This is a genomic window from Streptomyces sp. NPDC029674 (assembly GCF_044903205.1).
GTDB lineage: Bacteria > Actinomycetota > Actinomycetes > Streptomycetales > Streptomycetaceae > Streptomyces.
Genome location: NZ_JBJDPY010000006.1, coordinates 98,694 through 115,478, shown reverse-complemented (window position 1 = coordinate 115,478; position 16,785 = coordinate 98,694). Strand labels below are relative to the sequence as shown.

19 protein-coding genes are annotated in these 16,785 nt (G+C 70.3%); 9 read left to right on the top strand and 10 right to left on the bottom strand.

Features of this window, described 5'->3' with window-relative positions:
- Positions 1-17 precede the first annotated feature (17 nt).
- The 4 genes from ACI2L3_RS16150 to ACI2L3_RS16135 are packed head-to-tail and all read left to right on the top strand — an operon-like array spanning position 18 to position 2,902.
- The gene (locus ACI2L3_RS16150; RefSeq protein ID WP_404753010.1) at positions 18-536 is read left to right on the top strand and encodes a phosphatase PAP2 family protein; all 519 of its coding nucleotides are present in this window, start codon (positions 18-20) and stop codon (positions 534-536) included.
- Positions 529-1,479, top strand: coding sequence for a decaprenyl-phosphate phosphoribosyltransferase (locus ACI2L3_RS16145; protein ID WP_404753009.1), 951 nt, complete (start codon positions 529-531; stop codon positions 1,477-1,479). Before ACI2L3_RS16150 ends, ACI2L3_RS16145 begins: the two co-directional genes overlap by 8 nt.
- A 32-nt stretch (positions 1,480-1,511) precedes the next feature.
- On the top strand, positions 1,512-1,979 hold the full coding sequence (locus ACI2L3_RS16140; RefSeq protein ID WP_404753305.1) for a GtrA family protein: 468 nt from the start codon (positions 1,512-1,514) through the stop codon (positions 1,977-1,979).
- Complete coding sequence (locus tag ACI2L3_RS16135; RefSeq protein ID WP_404753008.1) at positions 1,967-2,902, top strand: YihY/virulence factor BrkB family protein; 936 nt, start codon at positions 1,967-1,969, stop codon at positions 2,900-2,902. Before ACI2L3_RS16140 ends, ACI2L3_RS16135 begins: the two co-directional genes overlap by 13 nt.
- On the opposite strand, the gene ACI2L3_RS16130 is transcribed toward ACI2L3_RS16135, so the two are convergent.
- Positions 2,893-4,155: a D-alanyl-D-alanine carboxypeptidase family protein gene (locus tag ACI2L3_RS16130; protein WP_404753007.1), complete on the bottom strand. Its 1,263-nt coding sequence runs from the start codon at positions 4,153-4,155 to the stop codon at positions 2,893-2,895. The genes ACI2L3_RS16135 and ACI2L3_RS16130 overlap by 10 nt on opposite strands.
- A gap of 109 nt (positions 4,156-4,264) precedes the next feature.
- On the opposite strand from ACI2L3_RS16130, the gene ACI2L3_RS16125 reads away from it, so the two are divergent.
- The 5 genes from ACI2L3_RS16125 to ACI2L3_RS16105 all read left to right on the top strand — a co-directional run bounded on the left by ACI2L3_RS16125 (position 4,265) and on the right by ACI2L3_RS16105 (position 9,371).
- On the top strand, positions 4,265-4,507 hold the full coding sequence (locus tag ACI2L3_RS16125; RefSeq protein ID WP_098244352.1) for an SCO4848 family membrane protein: 243 nt from the start codon (positions 4,265-4,267) through the stop codon (positions 4,505-4,507).
- 2 nt (positions 4,508-4,509) lie between these two features.
- Entirely contained in the window at positions 4,510-5,820 is a 1,311-nt protein-coding gene (locus ACI2L3_RS16120; protein WP_404753006.1) for a metallophosphoesterase, read from the top strand.
- Between the two features lie 181 nt (positions 5,821-6,001).
- Positions 6,002-6,400, top strand: coding sequence for an ATP-binding protein (locus tag ACI2L3_RS16115; protein WP_404753005.1), 399 nt, complete (start codon positions 6,002-6,004; stop codon positions 6,398-6,400).
- Positions 6,401-6,471: 71 nt separating this feature from the next.
- Positions 6,472-6,864: a hypothetical protein gene (locus tag ACI2L3_RS16110; protein WP_404753004.1), complete on the top strand. Its 393-nt coding sequence runs from the start codon at positions 6,472-6,474 to the stop codon at positions 6,862-6,864.
- The gene (locus tag ACI2L3_RS16105; protein ID WP_404753003.1) at positions 6,864-9,371 is read left to right on the top strand and encodes a DUF4132 domain-containing protein; all 2,508 of its coding nucleotides are present in this window, start codon (positions 6,864-6,866) and stop codon (positions 9,369-9,371) included. Before ACI2L3_RS16110 ends, ACI2L3_RS16105 begins: the two co-directional genes overlap by 1 nt.
- A 53-nt stretch (positions 9,372-9,424) precedes the next feature.
- Here ACI2L3_RS16105 and ACI2L3_RS16100 read toward each other — a convergent pair whose 3' ends face one another.
- The 9 genes from ACI2L3_RS16100 to ACI2L3_RS16060 all read right to left on the bottom strand — a co-directional run bounded on the left by ACI2L3_RS16100 (position 9,425) and on the right by ACI2L3_RS16060 (position 16,730).
- Complete coding sequence (locus tag ACI2L3_RS16100; RefSeq protein WP_404753304.1) at positions 9,425-9,835, bottom strand: VOC family protein; 411 nt, start codon at positions 9,833-9,835, stop codon at positions 9,425-9,427.
- Between the two features lie 156 nt (positions 9,836-9,991).
- Positions 9,992-11,068: a hypothetical protein gene (locus ACI2L3_RS16095; protein WP_404753002.1), complete on the bottom strand. Its 1,077-nt coding sequence runs from the start codon at positions 11,066-11,068 to the stop codon at positions 9,992-9,994.
- Positions 11,065-11,715, bottom strand: coding sequence for a hypothetical protein (locus ACI2L3_RS16090; protein WP_404753001.1), 651 nt, complete (start codon positions 11,713-11,715; stop codon positions 11,065-11,067). The genes ACI2L3_RS16095 and ACI2L3_RS16090 overlap by 4 nt, the downstream gene beginning before the upstream one ends.
- A gap of 87 nt (positions 11,716-11,802) precedes the next feature.
- Positions 11,803-12,279: a hypothetical protein gene (locus ACI2L3_RS16085; protein ID WP_404753000.1), complete on the bottom strand. Its 477-nt coding sequence runs from the start codon at positions 12,277-12,279 to the stop codon at positions 11,803-11,805.
- A 299-nt stretch (positions 12,280-12,578) separates the two neighbouring features.
- Complete coding sequence (locus ACI2L3_RS16080; protein WP_404752999.1) at positions 12,579-13,349, bottom strand: succinate dehydrogenase iron-sulfur subunit; 771 nt, start codon at positions 13,347-13,349, stop codon at positions 12,579-12,581.
- Positions 13,349-15,103: a succinate dehydrogenase flavoprotein subunit gene (gene sdhA, locus ACI2L3_RS16075; protein WP_404752998.1), complete on the bottom strand. Its 1,755-nt coding sequence runs from the start codon at positions 15,101-15,103 to the stop codon at positions 13,349-13,351. The genes ACI2L3_RS16080 and sdhA overlap by 1 nt, the downstream gene beginning before the upstream one ends.
- Before the next feature lie 16 nt (positions 15,104-15,119).
- On the bottom strand, positions 15,120-15,614 hold the full coding sequence (locus tag ACI2L3_RS16070) for a succinate dehydrogenase hydrophobic membrane anchor subunit (protein ID WP_404752997.1): 495 nt from the start codon (positions 15,612-15,614) through the stop codon (positions 15,120-15,122).
- Between the two features lie 8 nt (positions 15,615-15,622).
- Positions 15,623-16,003 carry a succinate dehydrogenase, cytochrome b556 subunit gene (sdhC, locus tag ACI2L3_RS16065; protein ID WP_150185849.1) on the bottom strand — a complete coding sequence of 127 codons (381 nt, stop codon included), beginning with the start codon at positions 16,001-16,003 and terminating at the stop codon, positions 15,623-15,625.
- A 148-nt stretch (positions 16,004-16,151) separates the two neighbouring features.
- Positions 16,152-16,730: a 2-oxo-4-hydroxy-4-carboxy-5-ureidoimidazoline decarboxylase gene (locus tag ACI2L3_RS16060; RefSeq protein ID WP_404752996.1), complete on the bottom strand. Its 579-nt coding sequence runs from the start codon at positions 16,728-16,730 to the stop codon at positions 16,152-16,154.
- Positions 16,731-16,785: the final 55 nt, after the last annotated feature.

Sequence of the window (16,785 nt, the reverse complement as noted above, 5' to 3'; positions counted from 1 at the left end):
TTCGAAATAGAGGCGACATGCACGACATGGACCACCGGTTGCTGGCGGCCCTGCGCGACTGCGGCGCCAACCCGCGCGTGGCGGCCGCCGCGCGCGCCCTGTCGCGGACCGGCGAGCACGGCGCGCTCTGGATCGCAGCCGGCCTCGCGGGCGCCGCAGTCGACCGCGAGCGCCGCGGGGCGTGGCTGCGCGGCACGGCCCTCACCGCCGCCGCACACCTGGCCAGCATGGGCGTCAAGCGGATCGTCCGGCGCCCGCGCCCGGGCAGCCACAACGGAGTCGAACCCCTCGTACGCACCGTGGGCCGGCACTCCTTCCCCAGCTCGCACGCCACCTCGGCCGCCGCGGCCACCGTCGCGTACGGCGCCCTGCGCCCCGCCGGCGCCCGCCTCGTACCGCCGCTGGCCGCCGCGATGTGCGTCTCCCGGATGGTCGTCGGCGTCCACTACCCCTCCGACGTGGCCGCGGGCGCGGCGCTCGGCGCGCTCACCGCGCGCGTGGGCGCCGCCTGGATGAACGGAGGCAGCCATGCCTGAACGTATCTCCACCGTCCTGGAGCGGCCCCGCCCGGCCCAGCGCCCGAGCGCCGCCGGTCTGCCGCTCGGCCTGCTGAAGACCGCGCGCCCCCGCCAGTGGGTGAAGAACATCCTGGTCGTCGCGGCCCCCGCGGCCGCCGGCGAACTCTTCTCGCGGCACGCACTCACCCAAGTCGCGATCGTCTTCGCGCTGTTCACGGCGGCCGCCTCCGCCGTCTACCTGATCAACGACGCGCGCGACGCGGACGCCGACCGCGCACACCCCACCAAGTGCCGCAGACCGGTCGCCGCCGGACAGGTCCCCGTGCCCGTCGCCTACGCCGTCGGAGGGCTCCTGGCCGTCCTCGCGCCCACGGCGGCCGCTGTCCTGTGCACACCGCTCACAGCGGCGCTCCTGGCCGCGTACGTCGGCATGCAACTCGCCTACTGCATCAGCCTCAAGCACGTCCTCGTCGTCGACCTCACGATCGTCACGACCGGCTTCCTGATGCGCGCCATGATCGGCGGCCTCGCGCTCGAGATCCCGCTCTCGCGCTGGTTCCTGATCACCACGGGCTTCGGCGCGCTCTTCATGGTCTCCGCCAAGCGCTACTCCGAAGCCGTACAGATGTCCGGGAGCGCGGAGAAACTGGGCGCCACGCGCGCGTTGCTCACCGAATACACCACCGGATACCTGCGCTTCGTGTGGCAACTGGCCGCGGGCGTCGCCGTTCTCGCGTACTGCCTGTGGGCCATGGAGGAGGGCGGCGCCGCAGATGTGAGCCTGCTGCCCTGGCGCCAGCTCTCCATGGCGGCCTTCATCCTCGCCATCCTGCGCTACGCCGTCTTCGCCGACCGGGGCACGGCGGGCGAGCCGGAGGACGTCGTCCTGCGGGACCGGGCGCTCGCCGTGATCGGCCTGGTGTGGCTCGCGATGTACGGACTCGCGGTCGCGGACTGGTGAGTTTGAATTCCCTACGCGCTAAGGTGCGTTCCCTGCGCGGACGGCTGCGGTCGCTCGGGCCCGAGCTGCTCGGCTTCGCCGCCGTCGGGATCTGCGCGTACGCCGCCGACCTCGGCCTCTTCATCTGGCTGCGCGGACCCGTGGGCCTGGACCCGCTGACCGCCAAAGCGCTCTCCTTCGTGGCGGGCTGCTCGGTCGCGTACGCAGGCAACGCGCTCGGCACCTACCGGAGCAGGACCGCGGAGGTCTCCCGGCTGCGCCAGTACGTGGTGTTCTTCGCCGTCAACATCGCGGGCGCCCTCGTCCAACTGCTGTGCATCGCCGTGTCCCACTACGGTCTCGGCCTCACCTCACAGCGGGCGGACACCGTCTCGGGCGCCGGAATCGGTATGGCACTCGCCACTGTCCTGCGGTTCTGGGGTACCCGGACTTTGGTCTTCCGCTCACCGGGCAGGACAACAGGCAGAACCGCAGGCACGGAGGCGACATGGACTGGCTGAAGAAACTGCCCGGCATCGGGCCCCTCGTGGAGAAAGGCATGCGCACGCACGCGTGGCAGGCCTACGACCGGCTCGACCACGTGCACTGGACACGCCTCGCCGCCGCCATGACGTTCATCAGCTTCCTGGCGCTCTTCCCACTGCTCACCGTCGCGGCCGCGATCGCCGCGGCCACCCTGTCGAAGAAGCAGCAGAACACCCTGGAAGACAAGATCTCCGAACAGGTCCCCGGCATCTCCGACCAGCTGAACCTGGACGCGCTGGTCGCCAACGCGGGCACCGTGGGCCTCGTCGCGGGCGCCCTGCTGCTCTTCACCGGCATCGGCTGGGTCGGCTCGATAAGGGAGTGCCTGCGGGCCGTCTGGGAGCTCGAGGACGAGGAGGAGAACCCCGTCCTGCGCAAGGCCAAGGACGCCGGAGTGCTCATCGGGCTCGGCGGCGTGGGTCTCGCGTCGTTCGCCGCGTCCGGCCTCGCCTCGACCGCCGTCGGCTGGGCCGCCGACCTCCTCGGCATCGACGAGCAGGGCTGGGGCACCGTGCTGCTCCAGGTCGTCGCGTTCGCCATCGCCGTCCTCGCGGACTTCCTGCTGCTGCTCTACGTCCTGACACTGCTGCCCGGCGTGCAGCCGCACCGGCGGCAGCTCATCACCGCCGGGCTGATCGGCGCGGCCGGGTTCGAACTGCTCAAGCTGTTGCTCGGCGGCTATATGAAGGGCGTCGCCGCGAAGAACATGTACGGCGCCTTCGGAGTGCCCGTCGCGTTGCTCCTGTGGATCAACTTCACGGCGAAGCTGCTGCTGTTCTGCGCCGCCTGGACGGCGACGCGGAAAGCGTCACGTACAACGGGCGAAGACAGCGAGGGCGGCGAAAAGGCAGCCTCCGAAGAAGCTGCCTCCCCGGCCGGATCCCGCCGTCAGTCCTGACGCGACCGCCGGCCCGCCTGGCCCGGCAGCGGCATCCGGCGCCTGAGCACGAAGGCACCCGCGGCGAGCAGCGCGAGCACGCCACCCGCGATCCCGAGCGCGATGCCCATGCCGCTCGTCCCGTTGTCGGAGGCGTGCGCCGCCTTCTCGACGGCGCCCTCGCCGCCGCTGCCCGGGGCACCCTTGCCGGCGCCGCCCGTGGCCGCGCCCTTCGGGGCGACGAGCTCACCCACCGGGTCGACCTTGCCCGCGGCCTTGAAGCCCCAGTCGAAGAGCCGTGCCGTCTCGTTGTAGACCGCGTGGGCCTCTCCGGAGGAGGGGTTCATGACGGTGACGAGGAGCACCTTGCCGTCGCGCTCGGCGACACCGGTGAAGGTGTTGCCCGCGTTCGACGTGTAGCCGTTCTTGACGCCCGCGATGCCCTTGTAGGGCTCGACTCCGGGGGCGCCGGTGAGCAGCTTGTTGGTGTTCTGGATCTCGAAGGACCCCCGCTTCGTCTTGCCCTTGTCCTTGCCCTTCTTGACCTTCTTGGTCTCACCGGGGAACTGGGCCGTCGCCGTCGCGCAGTACTCGCGGAAGTCCTTCTTCTGCAGCCCGGAGCGGGCGAACAGCGACAGGTCGTACGCGGAGGAGACCTGCCCCTTGGCGTCGTAGCCGTCCGGGGAGACCACGTGCGTGTCGAGGGCCTGCAGTTCCTCGGCGTGCTTCTGCATGTCCTTGACGGTCTGCGGGACACCGTCGTTCATCGCGGACAGGACGTGCACCGCGTCGTTGCCCGACTTCAGGAAGACACCGAGCCACAGGTCGTGGACGGAGTACGTCTCGTTCTCCTTGATGCCCACCATGCTGCTGCCCGCGCCGACGCCCTCCAGGTCGGAGAGCGCCACCTTGTGCTTCTGCGACTTGGGGAACTTCGGCAGGACCGTGTCCGCGAAGAGCATCTTGAGGGTGCTCGCCGGCGGCAGCCGCCAGTGCGCGTTGTGCGAGGCCAGGACCTCGCCGGACTCGGCGTCCGAGACGATCCAGGAACGCCCCGTCAGGTCCTTGGGCAGCACCGGGGCGCCCGCCTTGAGCTTCACCTGAGTGCCCGGCTCACCGAGCCGCGCACCGCCCACGGTGGACATCCTGGAGGGCGGCTTCGGGTGCTCCTCGTCGCCTCCCGGCTTCCCGTCCGCGAGCGCGGGCGCTGCGGTCGACATGGTCAGCAATGCGGCGGAAGCGACCAACATGGCGGTCTTTTTTACGGCAGGCACGGACGAGAACGTACAGGGCGGGACTGTGTGCGTCGCTCCCGAGGTGCGCTGTATCCCGTCGTCCCCACCCCGGCGGCGGCGCGGGACGGGACCTGGCGATACTGAACGCATGAAGCTCAGCCGCCCTGTCTCCTGGTTCCTGCTCGCCTTCGGGGTGTGGAGCTGGTTCATCTGGATCACTTTCGTCAAGAACCTGTGGAAGGACGGCAGCGGGCTCGCCTTCGACGACGCGGACAACCCGACCGGGTACTTCTGGGTGCACCTGACGCTTGCCGTTGTCTCCTTTGTCTTGGGGACGGCGGTAGGGGTCATCGGGTTCCGTGGAGTCCGTGCTCTGCGCAGAACGTCATAGCTGTGGTCGTCCTCACGGTCCTTGTGGGCCTCGCCGTCCTCGCGGCCTTCGCCGCCCTCCACTGGTACGCGTGGCGCCGTCTGGTGCGGGACACCACGGCCGGTCCCGGGCTCGCCCGGCGGACCGGCACGGTGGTCTTCGTCGCCGGGCCGCTGCTGATGTTCGGCGCGCTCGTGGCCGAGCGCTCCGGAGCGCCGTTCCTGCTGCAGCGGGTGCTCGCCTGGCCCGGCTTCATGTGGCTGGCCCTCTCGCTCTACCTGCTGCTCGCGCTGCTCGTGGGGGAGTTGGTGCGCCCCCTGCTGCGGCGGTGGGCGGAACGCGACACGAAGCATGACGCGGAGCGTGACGCGGACCGTGGAAGCGTCCCGGAGCCGAAGCCGGAACACGTGTCCGCAGCCACGGCGGACACCGGACCCGACGCGCCGTCCGGGCCCGAGCCCGAACGCGCACCCGAACACGCGCCCGAACCCGTGCGCGCCGCCCCCGCCCCCTCCCGCCGCCTCTTCGTCTCCCGTGTCGTCGGCGGCACCGCGGCGGCCGTCGCGGCCGGAACCGTCGGCTACGGAACGTACGGCGTGCTCCGCGGCCCCAAGGTGAAGCGCGTCACCGTGCCGCTGGCCAAACTGCCGCGCGCGGCGCACGGATTCCGGATCGCCGTGGTCAGCGACATCCACCTCGGGCCCATCCTTGGACGCGGCTTCTCGCAGCGGGTGGTCGACACTGTCAACGCCACCCAGCCGGATCTGATCGCCGTGGTGGGAGACCTGGTGGACGGCAGCGTCGAGGACCTGGGTCCGGCCGCCGCGCCGCTCGCGGGGCTGCGGGCGCGCCACGGTGCGTACTTCGTCACGGGCAACCACGAGTACTTCTCCGGCGCCGAGCAGTGGGTCGACCACGTCCGCGAACTGGGCCTGCGCCCGCTGCGGAACGCCCGTACCGAACTCCCCGGCTTCGATCTCGCGGGTGTCGACGACGTGGCGGGCGAGGACGAGGGCAAGGGCCCCGACTTCGCCAAGGCGCTCGGCGACCGGGACCGCTCGCGGGCCTCCGTGCTCCTCGCGCACCAGCCGGTCGTCATCCACGATGCCGTCGAGCACGGCGTGGACCTGCAGCTCTCCGGCCATACGCACGGCGGCCAGCTGTGGCCGGGCAATTTCGTCGCGGACCTGGCCAACCCGACGCTCGCGGGCCTGGAGCGGTACGGCGACACGCAGCTCTACGTCACGCGCGGCGCGGGCGCCTGGGGGCCGCCGGTACGGGTCGGGGCGCCGTCGGACATCACGGTCGTGGAGCTGGCGTCGCGCCAGGCCTGAGCGGCGCGCGCCGTCCAAAGCCCCGCTCCGGCAAGGCATTTGGGCAGAACTGGCCAGATGCGGCAGAACTCGCCAGATGTGGGTGAGCCCCGAGGTGCCGCAGTGACACCGTGCGGCTCCTCTGCGCAGCATTGAGGCGTCGGAGGGTGAACGGGGGGAGGAATGGGGGAGGAATGGGGACTTGTTGAGACGTGACGCCTTCAGACTGCCGCCGCACCCCGCGTCAGTGCCGCTCGCCCGTACGCGCGTGCACGACCACCTGTCGGCCTGGGGGCAGCCGGCGGATCACGGGGCGCACGACGACACCGTGCTGCTCGTGTCGGAGCTGGCGACTAACGCGATCCTCCACGGGCCCGTGGAAGAGCGGGAGTTCGAGGTCGCGGTGACGGTGCTCGCCGACGGCTCCTGCTTCATCGAGGTGTCCGACGAGAGCCCGTCGGAGCCCGAACTGCGCACCGCCGACGCCTGGGAGGACGAGAGCGGCCGCGGCATGCGGCTCCTCGACGCGATCGCGGAGGCGTGGGGCGTGTGGCGGCGCGGCAGGTACGGCAAGACGGTGTGGGCGCTGGTACGGGGCTGAGCGCGCCGGTGCGAGGGGCGGAAGCCTGGCGCGGACGGCCGTTGTCAGTGGTCGGCCCTACTGTCGAGGGCATGGGAATGGTGACGTTCGTCGATGAGACGACAGCGGGGGAGCGCCGTACCGGCGGGGGACTCGACGTGGCGGAGGAGCGGCTCGCGCTGCGCGAGGTGATCAGGCGCCGGGTGTTCCAGGAGGTCGCGGAGTACAACGCGAGCACGTCCGGGGTGTTCCGCGGGCTCGTGCGGCCCACGGACGCGGAGCGGACGCCGAACGGATACGCGCTGCGCACCCCGCGCCACATAGATCCCGAGCGCCAGTACCGGCAGGCCGTCGAGGCGTTCGGGCGCAACGGCTTCCTGGTCCTGGTCGGTGACCGGCAGGTGGAGGACCTGGACGCGGACGTCGACCTGGCGCCCGGCACGGAGGTCACCTTCCTCAAGCTTGTCCCGCTGGCGGGTGGCTGATGACCAGGCACTACCCGGAGCGGGTGCGGAACGTGGAGCGTCTCGCCGCCGACGGCGACATGCCGGGCCTCGCCGAGGAACTCCTCAAGACGGCGATCACCAACGGCAACCAGTGGAGCCACGACGGCGAGAAGGTCCTCGGGGTCGTCCACGCACTGCCCCCGGAAGAGCGCCGCCGGATCGCGGACTCCCTCATAGAGCTGAGCAATCCGTACCACTTGGAGTCACCGACGCGGATCAACGCCCTCACGCTGCTCGGGATCATCGGCAAGGACCTGCCGGGCGACCCGCTCGCGGAGGAGCGGGCCCGGCGCCTGGAGGAGCTCGGTTCGGAGCACTGCGTGCGGTCGACGCGCGAGGCCCTCGCGCTCGTCGAGGCGGAGGCGGCGGCCGGTCGCACCCCGCCCCCGCTCGCCGTCGCCGCCCTGCGGCGCACCCTCCTCGTCCAGTACTGGCAGGACGACCCCCGGCTGAAGAAGGTCGTCACCGCGCTGACGGAGCCGCTGCTCAACCCGGGCGAGGTCTGGTCCGACCGGGTCCTGGCGGACCTCGCCGGTCTCGGGGCGGCCGATGGCCCCGGCGGTACCTGGCACGCGCTCGTGCGGCACGCGCTCACGGCGAAAACCGGCAAGCCCACCCCCAAGTGGGAGCAGACGGCCCGCGCTCTCCTCGCACCGCTGGACGCCGATGAGGTCCGGAACACCCTGGTGGCATGGCTCGGCCTGGTCGGCAGCCCCCGCGCACAGCCGCTCCTGACCTACGGCTACGGCATCGCGCCGAACGACGAGTACGACCCGTTCAACGCCGACGCGATCCGCGGCCTCGCCTGGACCCTCGCGCTGCTCCCGCCCCACCCGGAGTCGGCCCGCACCCTCGGCTCCCTCGTCGAGACGTCCCTGCGCAAGATCCAGGGACTGGGCCCGCGCAACCCCAAGGTCGCCAACGCCGGCGTCGTCGCGCTCGCCCGCGCCGAGGGCGAGGCGTCCCTCGCCGAACTGTCCCGCCTCGCCTCCCGGGTGACGTACAAGACCACGCTCAAAATCGTCAACGCCGGCCTGGAGTCGCGCGCCGAGGCGCTCGGACTGAGCCGCGACGAGGTCGAGGAGCTGGCCGTTCCGGCGTACGGCCTGACGGAGGTCGGGCACTGCGTGCGGCGGCTCGGCGACTGCGAGGCCGAGCTGACGATCACCGGGACGAAGGCCGCGCTCCGGTGGCGCAACGGCGCGGGGAAGCAGGTCAAGTCGCCGCCCGCCCCCGTGAAGCGCGACCACGCCGACGACCTGAAAGAGCTGAAGACCGCCGTCAAGGACATCGACAAGATGCTCTCGGCGCAGGCGGAGCGGCTCGACCGGCAGTTCCTGGCCCGCCGCGAGTGGACGTACGACGCGTGGCGCGAGCGGCTGCTCGACCACCCGCTGGTCGGCACGCTCGCCCGCCGCCTCCTGTGGACCGTCGACGGGACACCCTGCGGTTACGCCGACGGGGAGCTGCGCACTCTCACCGACGAGCCGGTGAAGGACGGTACGACGGTCGGGCTCTGGCATCCCGTGGGCCACGAGGCCGCCGAGATCGTGGCCTGGCGCGGCTGGCTGGAGCGGCACGGCATCACGCAGCCCTTCAAGCAGGCCCACCGCGAGGTGTACCTCCTCACCGACGCCGAGCGGGCCACGGGCACGTACTCGAACCGCTTCGCCGCGCACGTCCTGCGCCAGCACCAGTTCAACTCGCTGGCGGCGGTGCGGGGGTGGCGGAACAAGCTGCGCCTGTGTGTCGACGACGAGTACCCGCCCGCCGTGAGGGAGTTGCCGCGCTGGGGGCTGCGCGCCGAGTACTGGATCGAGGGCATCGGTGGTGACGCCTGGACCGAGGACCTCACCGACGCGGGCAGCTATCTGCGGGTCCGCACCGACCAGATCCGCTTCTACCCCATCGACGCCCCGGAGAACTCCGCGCACGCGGGCGGCGGCGAGTACCGCATGTGGCTCGCCGACGGCCGGGAACCGGTCGACCCGCTGCCCCTGGAGGAGATACCGGAGCTCGTCGTGAGCGAAGTGCTCCGCGATGTCGACCTGTTCGTCGGCGTGGCCAGCGTGGGCAACGACCCCACGTGGCAGGACGGCGGCCCGGCGGGACGCTTCCGCGAGTACTGGACGTCGTACGGCTTCGGGGAGCTCGGGCCGAGCGCGGAGACCCGCCGGGACCTGATCGCCCGCCTGGTGCCGCGGCTCGCGATCGGCGACCGGTGCTCCGTGGAGGGCCGCTTCCTGCACGTGCGGGGCGAGCGGCACACGTACAAGATCCACCTGGGGTCGGGGAACGTCCTGCGGACGCCTTCGGAGCAATACGTCTGCATAGTCCCCTCGGCGTCGGGGGCGGGAGCATCCGTGAGCGGCACCGGATACCTGCCCTTCGAGGGCGACCGGACGCTGGCGGTCATCCTCAGCAAGGCGATGATGCTGGCCAGGGACGACAAGATCACGGACCCGACGATCCTGAGCCAGCTCTGACCGCGGCGGCCCCGCCCGGGGGGGGGAGAGAGAGGGCAATCCCTCCCGCCCGCTCAGAAGCTCCGGGCGAGTTCCGGCCGCTTGAGGTAGTCCGCGAACCCCACGACGTTCCCCCACGGGTCGGCGATCTCCACGGTCCAGCCGGTGGCCACGGAGAAGGGCTCGGCGAGCAGCGGCACCCCCGCGGCCGCCAGCGCCCGCCCCTTCGCGCGGGCGTCCCCGACCTCCAGCCAGAGGCGGGGGGAGGGCCACGACGGCGTGCGCGGGACGATGCCGTCCTCCACGCGCAGCAGCACGCCCGGCGTCTCCTTCCCCACCTTCAGGATGGCGAGGCCGATCTCGTCGAGCCGGAAGGCGACGGGGAACCCGGCCCGCTCGTAGAAGCCGACGGCCTCGCCCAGGTCGCCGACGGGAAGCAGGACGTTGTCGAAGCCGAGAAGCTCTGCGGACTGGTCAGCGGACAGGCCGACCGACTGGTTGTCTGACATTCCGTCAGGGTAGGCCGGGGCCCGCCGCACCGGCGCAGGCGCGCATGCACCGCACCGCGGAGCGCGCGATACTTCGGCCGTACGGGCGTAGGGCCTCAGCTCCAAGGCGTCCGGGGGCCCCGGCCCAGGGCATCAGCGGTTGATCGACTGGACCTCCTGGACCTCGACGTCCTGCGCCCCGTCGAACGTGCCGTCGGGCAGATCGCCGCCCGCGCCGCCGTTGCCCTCCCAGGTGATCGCCCAGGTGATGGAGGCCTTCATCCGGAACGACTCCCCGTTGGTGGGCCGCAGGTACCTGATGCCGCACGGCGGGTCCTCCTTCGACGAACCCTTCGTGTAGGGAGTGCCGATGCTGCCGTCGTCGTTGACCGCGCACTCACCGTCGGCGGGGAAGGTCTCGGCGTCCGACGTGCCGGGGTCCAGGTGCAGGCTGACCGGCTTGGCGGTGGTCTCGGCCCACAGGCCCGTGCCCGGCAGCTCGGCGCGGACCTTCACCGGCTCGAACTCTCCCTTGTCCAGCCACACCCAGGTCGGCAGGTTCACGGTCAACTTGCCCTCGGGCTTCAGTTCGACCTCGGTGTCGGGGACCTTGATCTTGTTGTAGGCGTAGCCGGCCAGGATCTCCGGGGTGGGCGCGTTCTTGATGTCGGGGATCGTGCCGGCGTCCTGCCAGAAGAGGTTCGTCTCGCACTGCCGGGCTTCGAAGGTGTCCTCGACGTCGGGGTTCATGACACCGCGCCAGAACTTGCCCTTCTTACCGATGTTGAAGTCCTTGTAGCCCTTGGCGCCGTCGGACTGCTCCTTGCCCTTCTCGTAGTGGTTCACCATGAGTTCCTCGCCCCAGCTGAGCGAGGGCGTCACATGAACCAGGTCGCCGCCCTTCTTGAGCTTCTCGACGCTGTCCTTCAGCTCCTCGGGCGACGCGACCGGCTCGTACCAGCAGGACGGCGGCTTCCAGTTCGGGTCCACCGCCACGACGGGCTTGGCCGACGAACCGCCCTTGCCGCCGCTGACCTGCTTCACCGTGACGCTGGTGCCGACGCCCGCCGTGAGCGAGTTGCCGGAAGCGCCGCCGGACGGGCCGGTGGGTCGTCCGGCGGGCGGGTGGTCCGCGTCCTCGCCGAACGCGTGCGCCGTCGCCGGGCAGGCGCCGAGCGTGAGGGCCACCGTGGCCAGCAGCGGCACGTACCGCTTAGGACGCCTCGTCACTTGTCGCACCCCCCACGCTCCGTCTCCAGGGAAACGGTGCTCCAGACCCCTTCGGGTGTCTTCTTCAGCGTGGTGCGGTACTGGAGGACGGGGTTCACGTCGTCGGGAGTGCCCGTCCGCTTCTTCGTCTCGCGGTCCTCGGTGTAGCCCTTGCTCTCGTCGACGCAGTAGAAGAGCACGCCACCCGCGTCCGAGAGGCTGACCTGCGGGTTGAACACCCTCGCGGCGCCGACCAGGGTGTGGTTGTTGTCCACGTATCCCTTGATGTACGTACGGGAGGACTTCAGCGCCTGCTGCGAGGTGTAGAAGCTCACGGGCTTCGCCTGCGGGTCGGCGGCGATGACGGCCGCGTACTCCGCCTTCAGGCGTTCCCTGCCGTCGTCCAGGATCGCCTGCTTCTTCGGGTCGCTGTTGTGCCACCCCACGAAGTCGGCCTTGAACGAGCCCGGCAGCTTCACCTCGGGCCGCTTCGCGCCGTCCGGCCGTGCGCTCGCCGACGCCTTGGGCTTCTGCCCGCCGTCGGCCCCTTCGATCTTGTCGGAGGACCCGCCGCCACCTCCGTCACCTCCCCCCGAACCACACGCGGTCAACAGCAGGGCTGCGGACGCGGTCAGCGCGGCCGTCACGAGACGGGTGGGGCGGTTCACTCGGACTCCTCATGGGTGGGGGGGGAAAAGCGATGCGACGGTTTCGGGGCGTGTGGGGGGTGTCTGTGTCGCGGCGTGACAGCGCCGTCAGGTGACCGCGGTGAGGAATCTCCTGACGGCACTGATGTCCGTCTGCCATTCGGAGACCTGGTTGCCGTCCTCGTCGACCGTGCTGCGCGGCCCCACGGACCGCCACGGCTCGTCCGGCCGAAATGGCTCGGTCAACTCGTCGAGGAAGACGACGGAATTCTGGATGCGGACGTCCGGCCCGCTCCGGTAGACCGGCCAGCAGAACACGAAGTTGGCGGTCGCCGGGTCGGAGATGGACGAGACGAGACACGAGGTGGCCTCGTCCCGGCCGTCCACGACGCGCAGCGCACGCGCCCAACTGGCCCGGTAGTCGTCCACGTCCCAGTAGGAGAGATCCATGGGGAAGTGCTCGGAGAATTCCCCCACGGAGATCCTGCCGACGGCGCCGATGCCGTTCGCGGCGCTCCCGGGCGGCGGTTGCACGGCGACCACCTCGAACCGGCCCATGCCGGGGCGTCGGCCGATGGCCCTCATGTCGTGTCCCCCGTTGTGCTACGCGAATGTGCGAACTCACGGTATCCGGGGGGCGGGTGGGAGTGCCAAGCCCGTTTCGGCTTGTCCGGGCAGGGAGTTGCGGGATTTGTGGGGACAAAGGAGGGCGGCACGCCGTGCGCTATGTGATCTACGCCATCGACTTCGCCGGGGCCCGTTCGCTCCGTTCACCATCGCGAGCCTCGACGCAGGCGGGCCCCGCTCCCAGAAAGGAGCGGGGCCCGCCTGGACCAGTAACGGCGTGAGGCCGGTAACGGCGTGAGATCAGTAGCGACGCGTGATCAGTAGCGACGCGTGATCAGCGCGCGCTTGACCTCCTGAATCGCCTTCGTGACCTCGATGCCACGCGGGCACGCGTCCGTGCAGTTGAACGTCGTGCGGCAGCGCCACACGCCGTCCTTGTCGTTGAGGATCTCGAGCCGCTGCTCGCCCGCCTCGTCACGCGAGTCGAAGATGAAGCGGTGGGCGTTCACGATCGCGGCCGGACCGAAGTACTGGCCGTCGTTCCAGAACACCGGGCACGACGACGTGCAGGCGGCGCACAGGATGCACTTCGTCGTGTCGTCGAAGCGCTCGCGGTCCTCGGCCGACTGCAGACGCTCGCGCGTCGGCTCGTTGCCCGTGGTGACCAGGAACGGCATGACGTCGCGGTACGCCTGGAAGAACGGGTCCATGTCGACGACCAGGTCCTTCAGGACCGTCAGACCCTTGATGGGCTCGACCGTGATCGGCTTGCCCGGGTTGATGTCCTTGATCAGGGTCTTGCAGGCGAGACGGTTCTTGCCGTTGATCCGCATGGCGTCCGAGCCGCAGATGCCGTGCGCGCAGGAGCGGCGGAACGTCAGCGTGCCGTCCTGCTCCCACTTGATCTTGTGGAGGCCGTCGAGGACGCGCTCCTTGGGGTCGATCTCCATCTGGAAGTCTTCCCAGACGGCGTCCGCGGAGACCTCCGGGTTGAACCGGCGGATGCGGAAGGTGACCGTGATGTACGGGGAGTCGGCGAAGCCCGCCTCGGGCTTGGCGTCTTCCTTCTCGAGGGTCGGGGTAGCCATCAGTACTTACGCTCCATCGGCTGGTAGCGGGTCTGGACGACCGGCTTGTAGTCGAGACGGATCGTCTCCGTGCCGTCGTCGCCGACCTCGCGGTACGCCATGGTGTGGCGCATGAAGTTGACGTCGTCGCGGTTCGGGAAGTCCTCGCGGTAGTGACCGCCGCGGGACTCCTTGCGGGCGAGCGCGGACTGCGCCATGACCTCGGCGAGGTCGAGCAGGTTGCCCAGCTCGATGGCCTCCAGGAGGTCGGTGTTGAACCGCTTGCCCTTGTCCTGGATCGAGACGTTGAGGTAGCGCTCGCGGAGCTCCGCGATCTTCTCCACCGCCGTCTTGATCGTCTGCTCGGTGCGGAACACCATGACGTTGGCGTCCATGGTCTCCTGCAGCTCCTTGCGGAGTTCGGAGACCCGCTCGGTGCCCGTGGCGTCGCGCAGCCGCTCGACCTGGGAGACGACGAGCTCCTCCGGGTTCTCCGGGAGGGCGACGAAGTCGTTCTTCGCGGCGTACTCGGCGGCGGCGATGCCCGCGCGCTTGCCGAAGACGTTGATGTCGAGGAGCGAGTTGGTGCCGAGGCGGTTGGCGCCGTGCACGGAGACGCAGGCGACCTCGCCCGCGGCGTACAGGCCCGGGACGACCGTCGTGTTGTCCGCCAGGACCTCACCCTCGACGTTCGTCGGGATGCCGCCCATGGCGTAGTGCGCGGTCGGCTGGATCGGGATCGGGTCCGTGTAGGGCTCGATGCCGAGGTAGGTGCGCGCGAACTCCGTGATGTCCGGGAGCTTCGCGTCCAGCTGCTCCGGCGGGAGGTGCGTGAGGTCGAGGTAGACGTGGTCGCCCTCGGGACCGCAGCCGCGGCCCTCACGGATCTCCGTGTAGATGGAGCGGGACACGACGTCACGGGACGCGAGGTCCTTCATGACCGGCGCGTACTTCTCCATGAAGCGCTCGCCGTCCTTGTTGCGGAGGATGCCGCCCTCACCGCGGGCGCCCTCCGTCAGCAGGATGCCCATGCGCCAGATGCCGGTCGGGTGGAACTGGAAGAACTCCATGTCCTCCAGCGGCAGACCGCGCCGGTAGCAGGCCGCCTGGCCGTCACCGGTGAGCGTGTGCGCGTTCGACGTCACCTTGAAGAACTTGCCGGTGCCGCCGGACGCGTAGATCACGGACTTCGCCTGGAAGACGTGGATCTCGCCGGTGGCCAGCTCGTACGCGACGACGCCCGCGCTCTTCTTGACTCCGTCGACCTCGACGATGAGCTGGTCGAGGACGTAGAACTCGTTGAAGAACTCCACGCCCTCCTTGACGCAGTTCTGGTAGAGCGTCTGGAGGATCATGTGGCCGGTGCGGTCCGCGGCGTAGCAGGAGCGGCGCACGGCGGCCTCGCCGTGGTTACGGGTGTGACCGCCGAAGCGGCGCTGGTCGATGGTGCCGTCCGGGGTGCGGTTGAACGGCAGGCCCATCTTCTCCAGGTCGAGGACCGCGTCGATGGCCTCCTTCGCGAGGATCTCGGCGGCGTCCTGGTCGACCAGGTAGTCGCCGCCCTTGATCGTGTCGAAGGTGTGCCACTCCCAGTTGTCCTCCTCCACGTTGGCGAGCGCGGCGGCCATGCCGCCCTGCGCGGCGCCCGTGTGGGAACGCGTGGGGTACAGCTTCGTGAGCACGGCGGTGCGGCTGCGCTTCGTCGCCTCGATGGCGGCGCGCATGCCGGCGCCGCCCGCGCCGACGATGACGGTGTCGTACTTGTGAATCTTCACGGAAGTCGCCTCGGCTTTAGCGGATGTTCGGGTCGAAGGTGAAGATCACCAGCGTGCCCAGAAGGATGGTGAACACCGTGGCGGTGTACAGCAGGCCCTTGAGCCACAGACGCGTGTTCGGGCGCTCCGCGTAGTCGTTGATGACCGTGCGCAGGCCGTTGGCGCCGTGCAGCATGCCGAGCCAGAGCATCAGCAGGTCCCAGACCTGCCAGAACGGCGAGGCCCAGCGGCCGGCGACGAACGCGAAGCCGATCTTCGAGACACCGCCGTCGAGCACCAGCTGGATCAGCAGGTGGCCGATGACGAGGACGACCAGGACGACGCCGGACAGGCGCATGAAGAGCCATGCGGCCATCTCGAAGTTGCCGCGGGTCGAGCGGGGGGTCTTGGCGGTGCGCTTGCGCGGCGCCTCGATGACCGGGGCCGGGTTGTCCACGTCGTAGAGCGAGGCGCCCTCGACGGGACCCACTCCGGAGGTCGCGGACTTGTCGAGCGTGGTGTCAGCAGACATGTCTGGCGTCAGCTCCCGAAGACTTCGCGGACGGCGTGGCCGAGGACGGGGTACAGCGCCCCGACCATCAGGACGACCCAGATGCCGACGACGGTCCAGAGCATCTGCTTCTGGTAGCGGGGACCCTTCGACCAGAAGTCGACGGCGATGACGCGCAGGCCGTTGAGCGCGTGGAAGAGGATTGCGGCGACCAGGCCGTACTCGAGGAGTGCGACGATCGGCGTCTTGTAGGTGCTGACGACATCGTCGTACGCCTCCGGGGAGACGCGGACGAGAGCGGTGTCGAGCACATGCACGAACAGGAAGAAGAAGATGAGGACGCCGGTGACTCGATGAGCCACCCATGACCACATTCCTTCCCGGCCGCGGTACAGCGTTCCAGCCGGCACGGAAGTTCCTCCGGGAGCGGGGGTAGGGGCCGGCCGGCTTCTCTGGTCGGACGAGCCCGGCCGGGTACGGTCCACCGGCCACTCGTCATCGTATCGACGAGTTGTCGGTAGCCCCGCCCCGGGTCCGCGGGTGTGGTCAAACAGGCAATCAAACAGGCACGTACGGGCTATCGGGGTGCGTTTGCGCACGAATCGCCCGAGAGGCCGGTGGGACGGCCGTTTCCGGGGTGAGGCGGGCCAGGCGGCCGCGGGCGAGCCGGCGCATCTCCTCGGCGGCGATGGCGCGCTCGTCCTCCGGATCGTTGCCGAGGCGTGACCGGATGCCGGAGAGCAGGTGGTCGAGGGCCTCGTCAGGGGCGACGTCGTCGAGGCAGATCACGAAGGTGTGCCCGAAGCGGCTCTCGTACGCGGCGTGGGCGGCGCGCAGGGCGGTGTGGGCGGCGGTCCTGGTGGCGTGACCCGCGGCCCGGTGCGGGATCCCGGGATCGAGGGGTTCGCGGGCGAGGGCCTCGGTGAGGTCGGCGGGCGACATGTCGTACGCCGCCTCGTCGGACGCGGCGAGCAGGGCCTCCAGGTCGGGGTACGGACGGTGGGCGGCGACCCGGCGGGCCCAGCGCCGGCTGCCGCAACAGGTGAGGAGCGCGGCGGTGGCCGCGGCCGGCGTGGCGGAGTTCAGCAGGGTCAGCTGGTGCGGGGACAGCGTGCGCTCCTGGGCAGGGGGCGGCAAGGGAGGGCGGTGCGGGTGTGGGGGTGACGTAACGCTATCGAGGTGTGCGGAGAGG

Coding starts and splice junctions, on each gene's coding strand:
- ACI2L3_RS16135 (WP_404753008.1), top strand. CDS start 1,967: ATGGACTGGCTGAAGAAACTGCCCGGCATCGGGCCCCTCGTGGAGAAA.
- ACI2L3_RS16125 (WP_098244352.1), top strand. CDS start 4,265: ATGAAGCTCAGCCGCCCTGTCTCCTGGTTCCTGCTCGCCTTCGGGGTG.
- ACI2L3_RS16085 (WP_404753000.1), bottom strand. CDS start 12,279: ATGAGGGCCATCGGCCGACGCCCCGGCATGGGCCGGTTCGAGGTGGTC.
- ACI2L3_RS16145 (WP_404753009.1), top strand. CDS start 529: ATGCCTGAACGTATCTCCACCGTCCTGGAGCGGCCCCGCCCGGCCCAG.
- ACI2L3_RS16105 (WP_404753003.1), top strand. CDS start 6,864: ATGACCAGGCACTACCCGGAGCGGGTGCGGAACGTGGAGCGTCTCGCC.
- ACI2L3_RS16110 (WP_404753004.1), top strand. CDS start 6,472: ATGGGAATGGTGACGTTCGTCGATGAGACGACAGCGGGGGAGCGCCGT.
- ACI2L3_RS16080 (WP_404752999.1), bottom strand. CDS start 13,349: ATGGCTACCCCGACCCTCGAGAAGGAAGACGCCAAGCCCGAGGCGGGC.
- ACI2L3_RS16150 (WP_404753010.1), top strand. CDS start 18: ATGCACGACATGGACCACCGGTTGCTGGCGGCCCTGCGCGACTGCGGC.
- ACI2L3_RS16070 (WP_404752997.1), bottom strand. CDS start 15,614: ATGTCTGCTGACACCACGCTCGACAAGTCCGCGACCTCCGGAGTGGGT.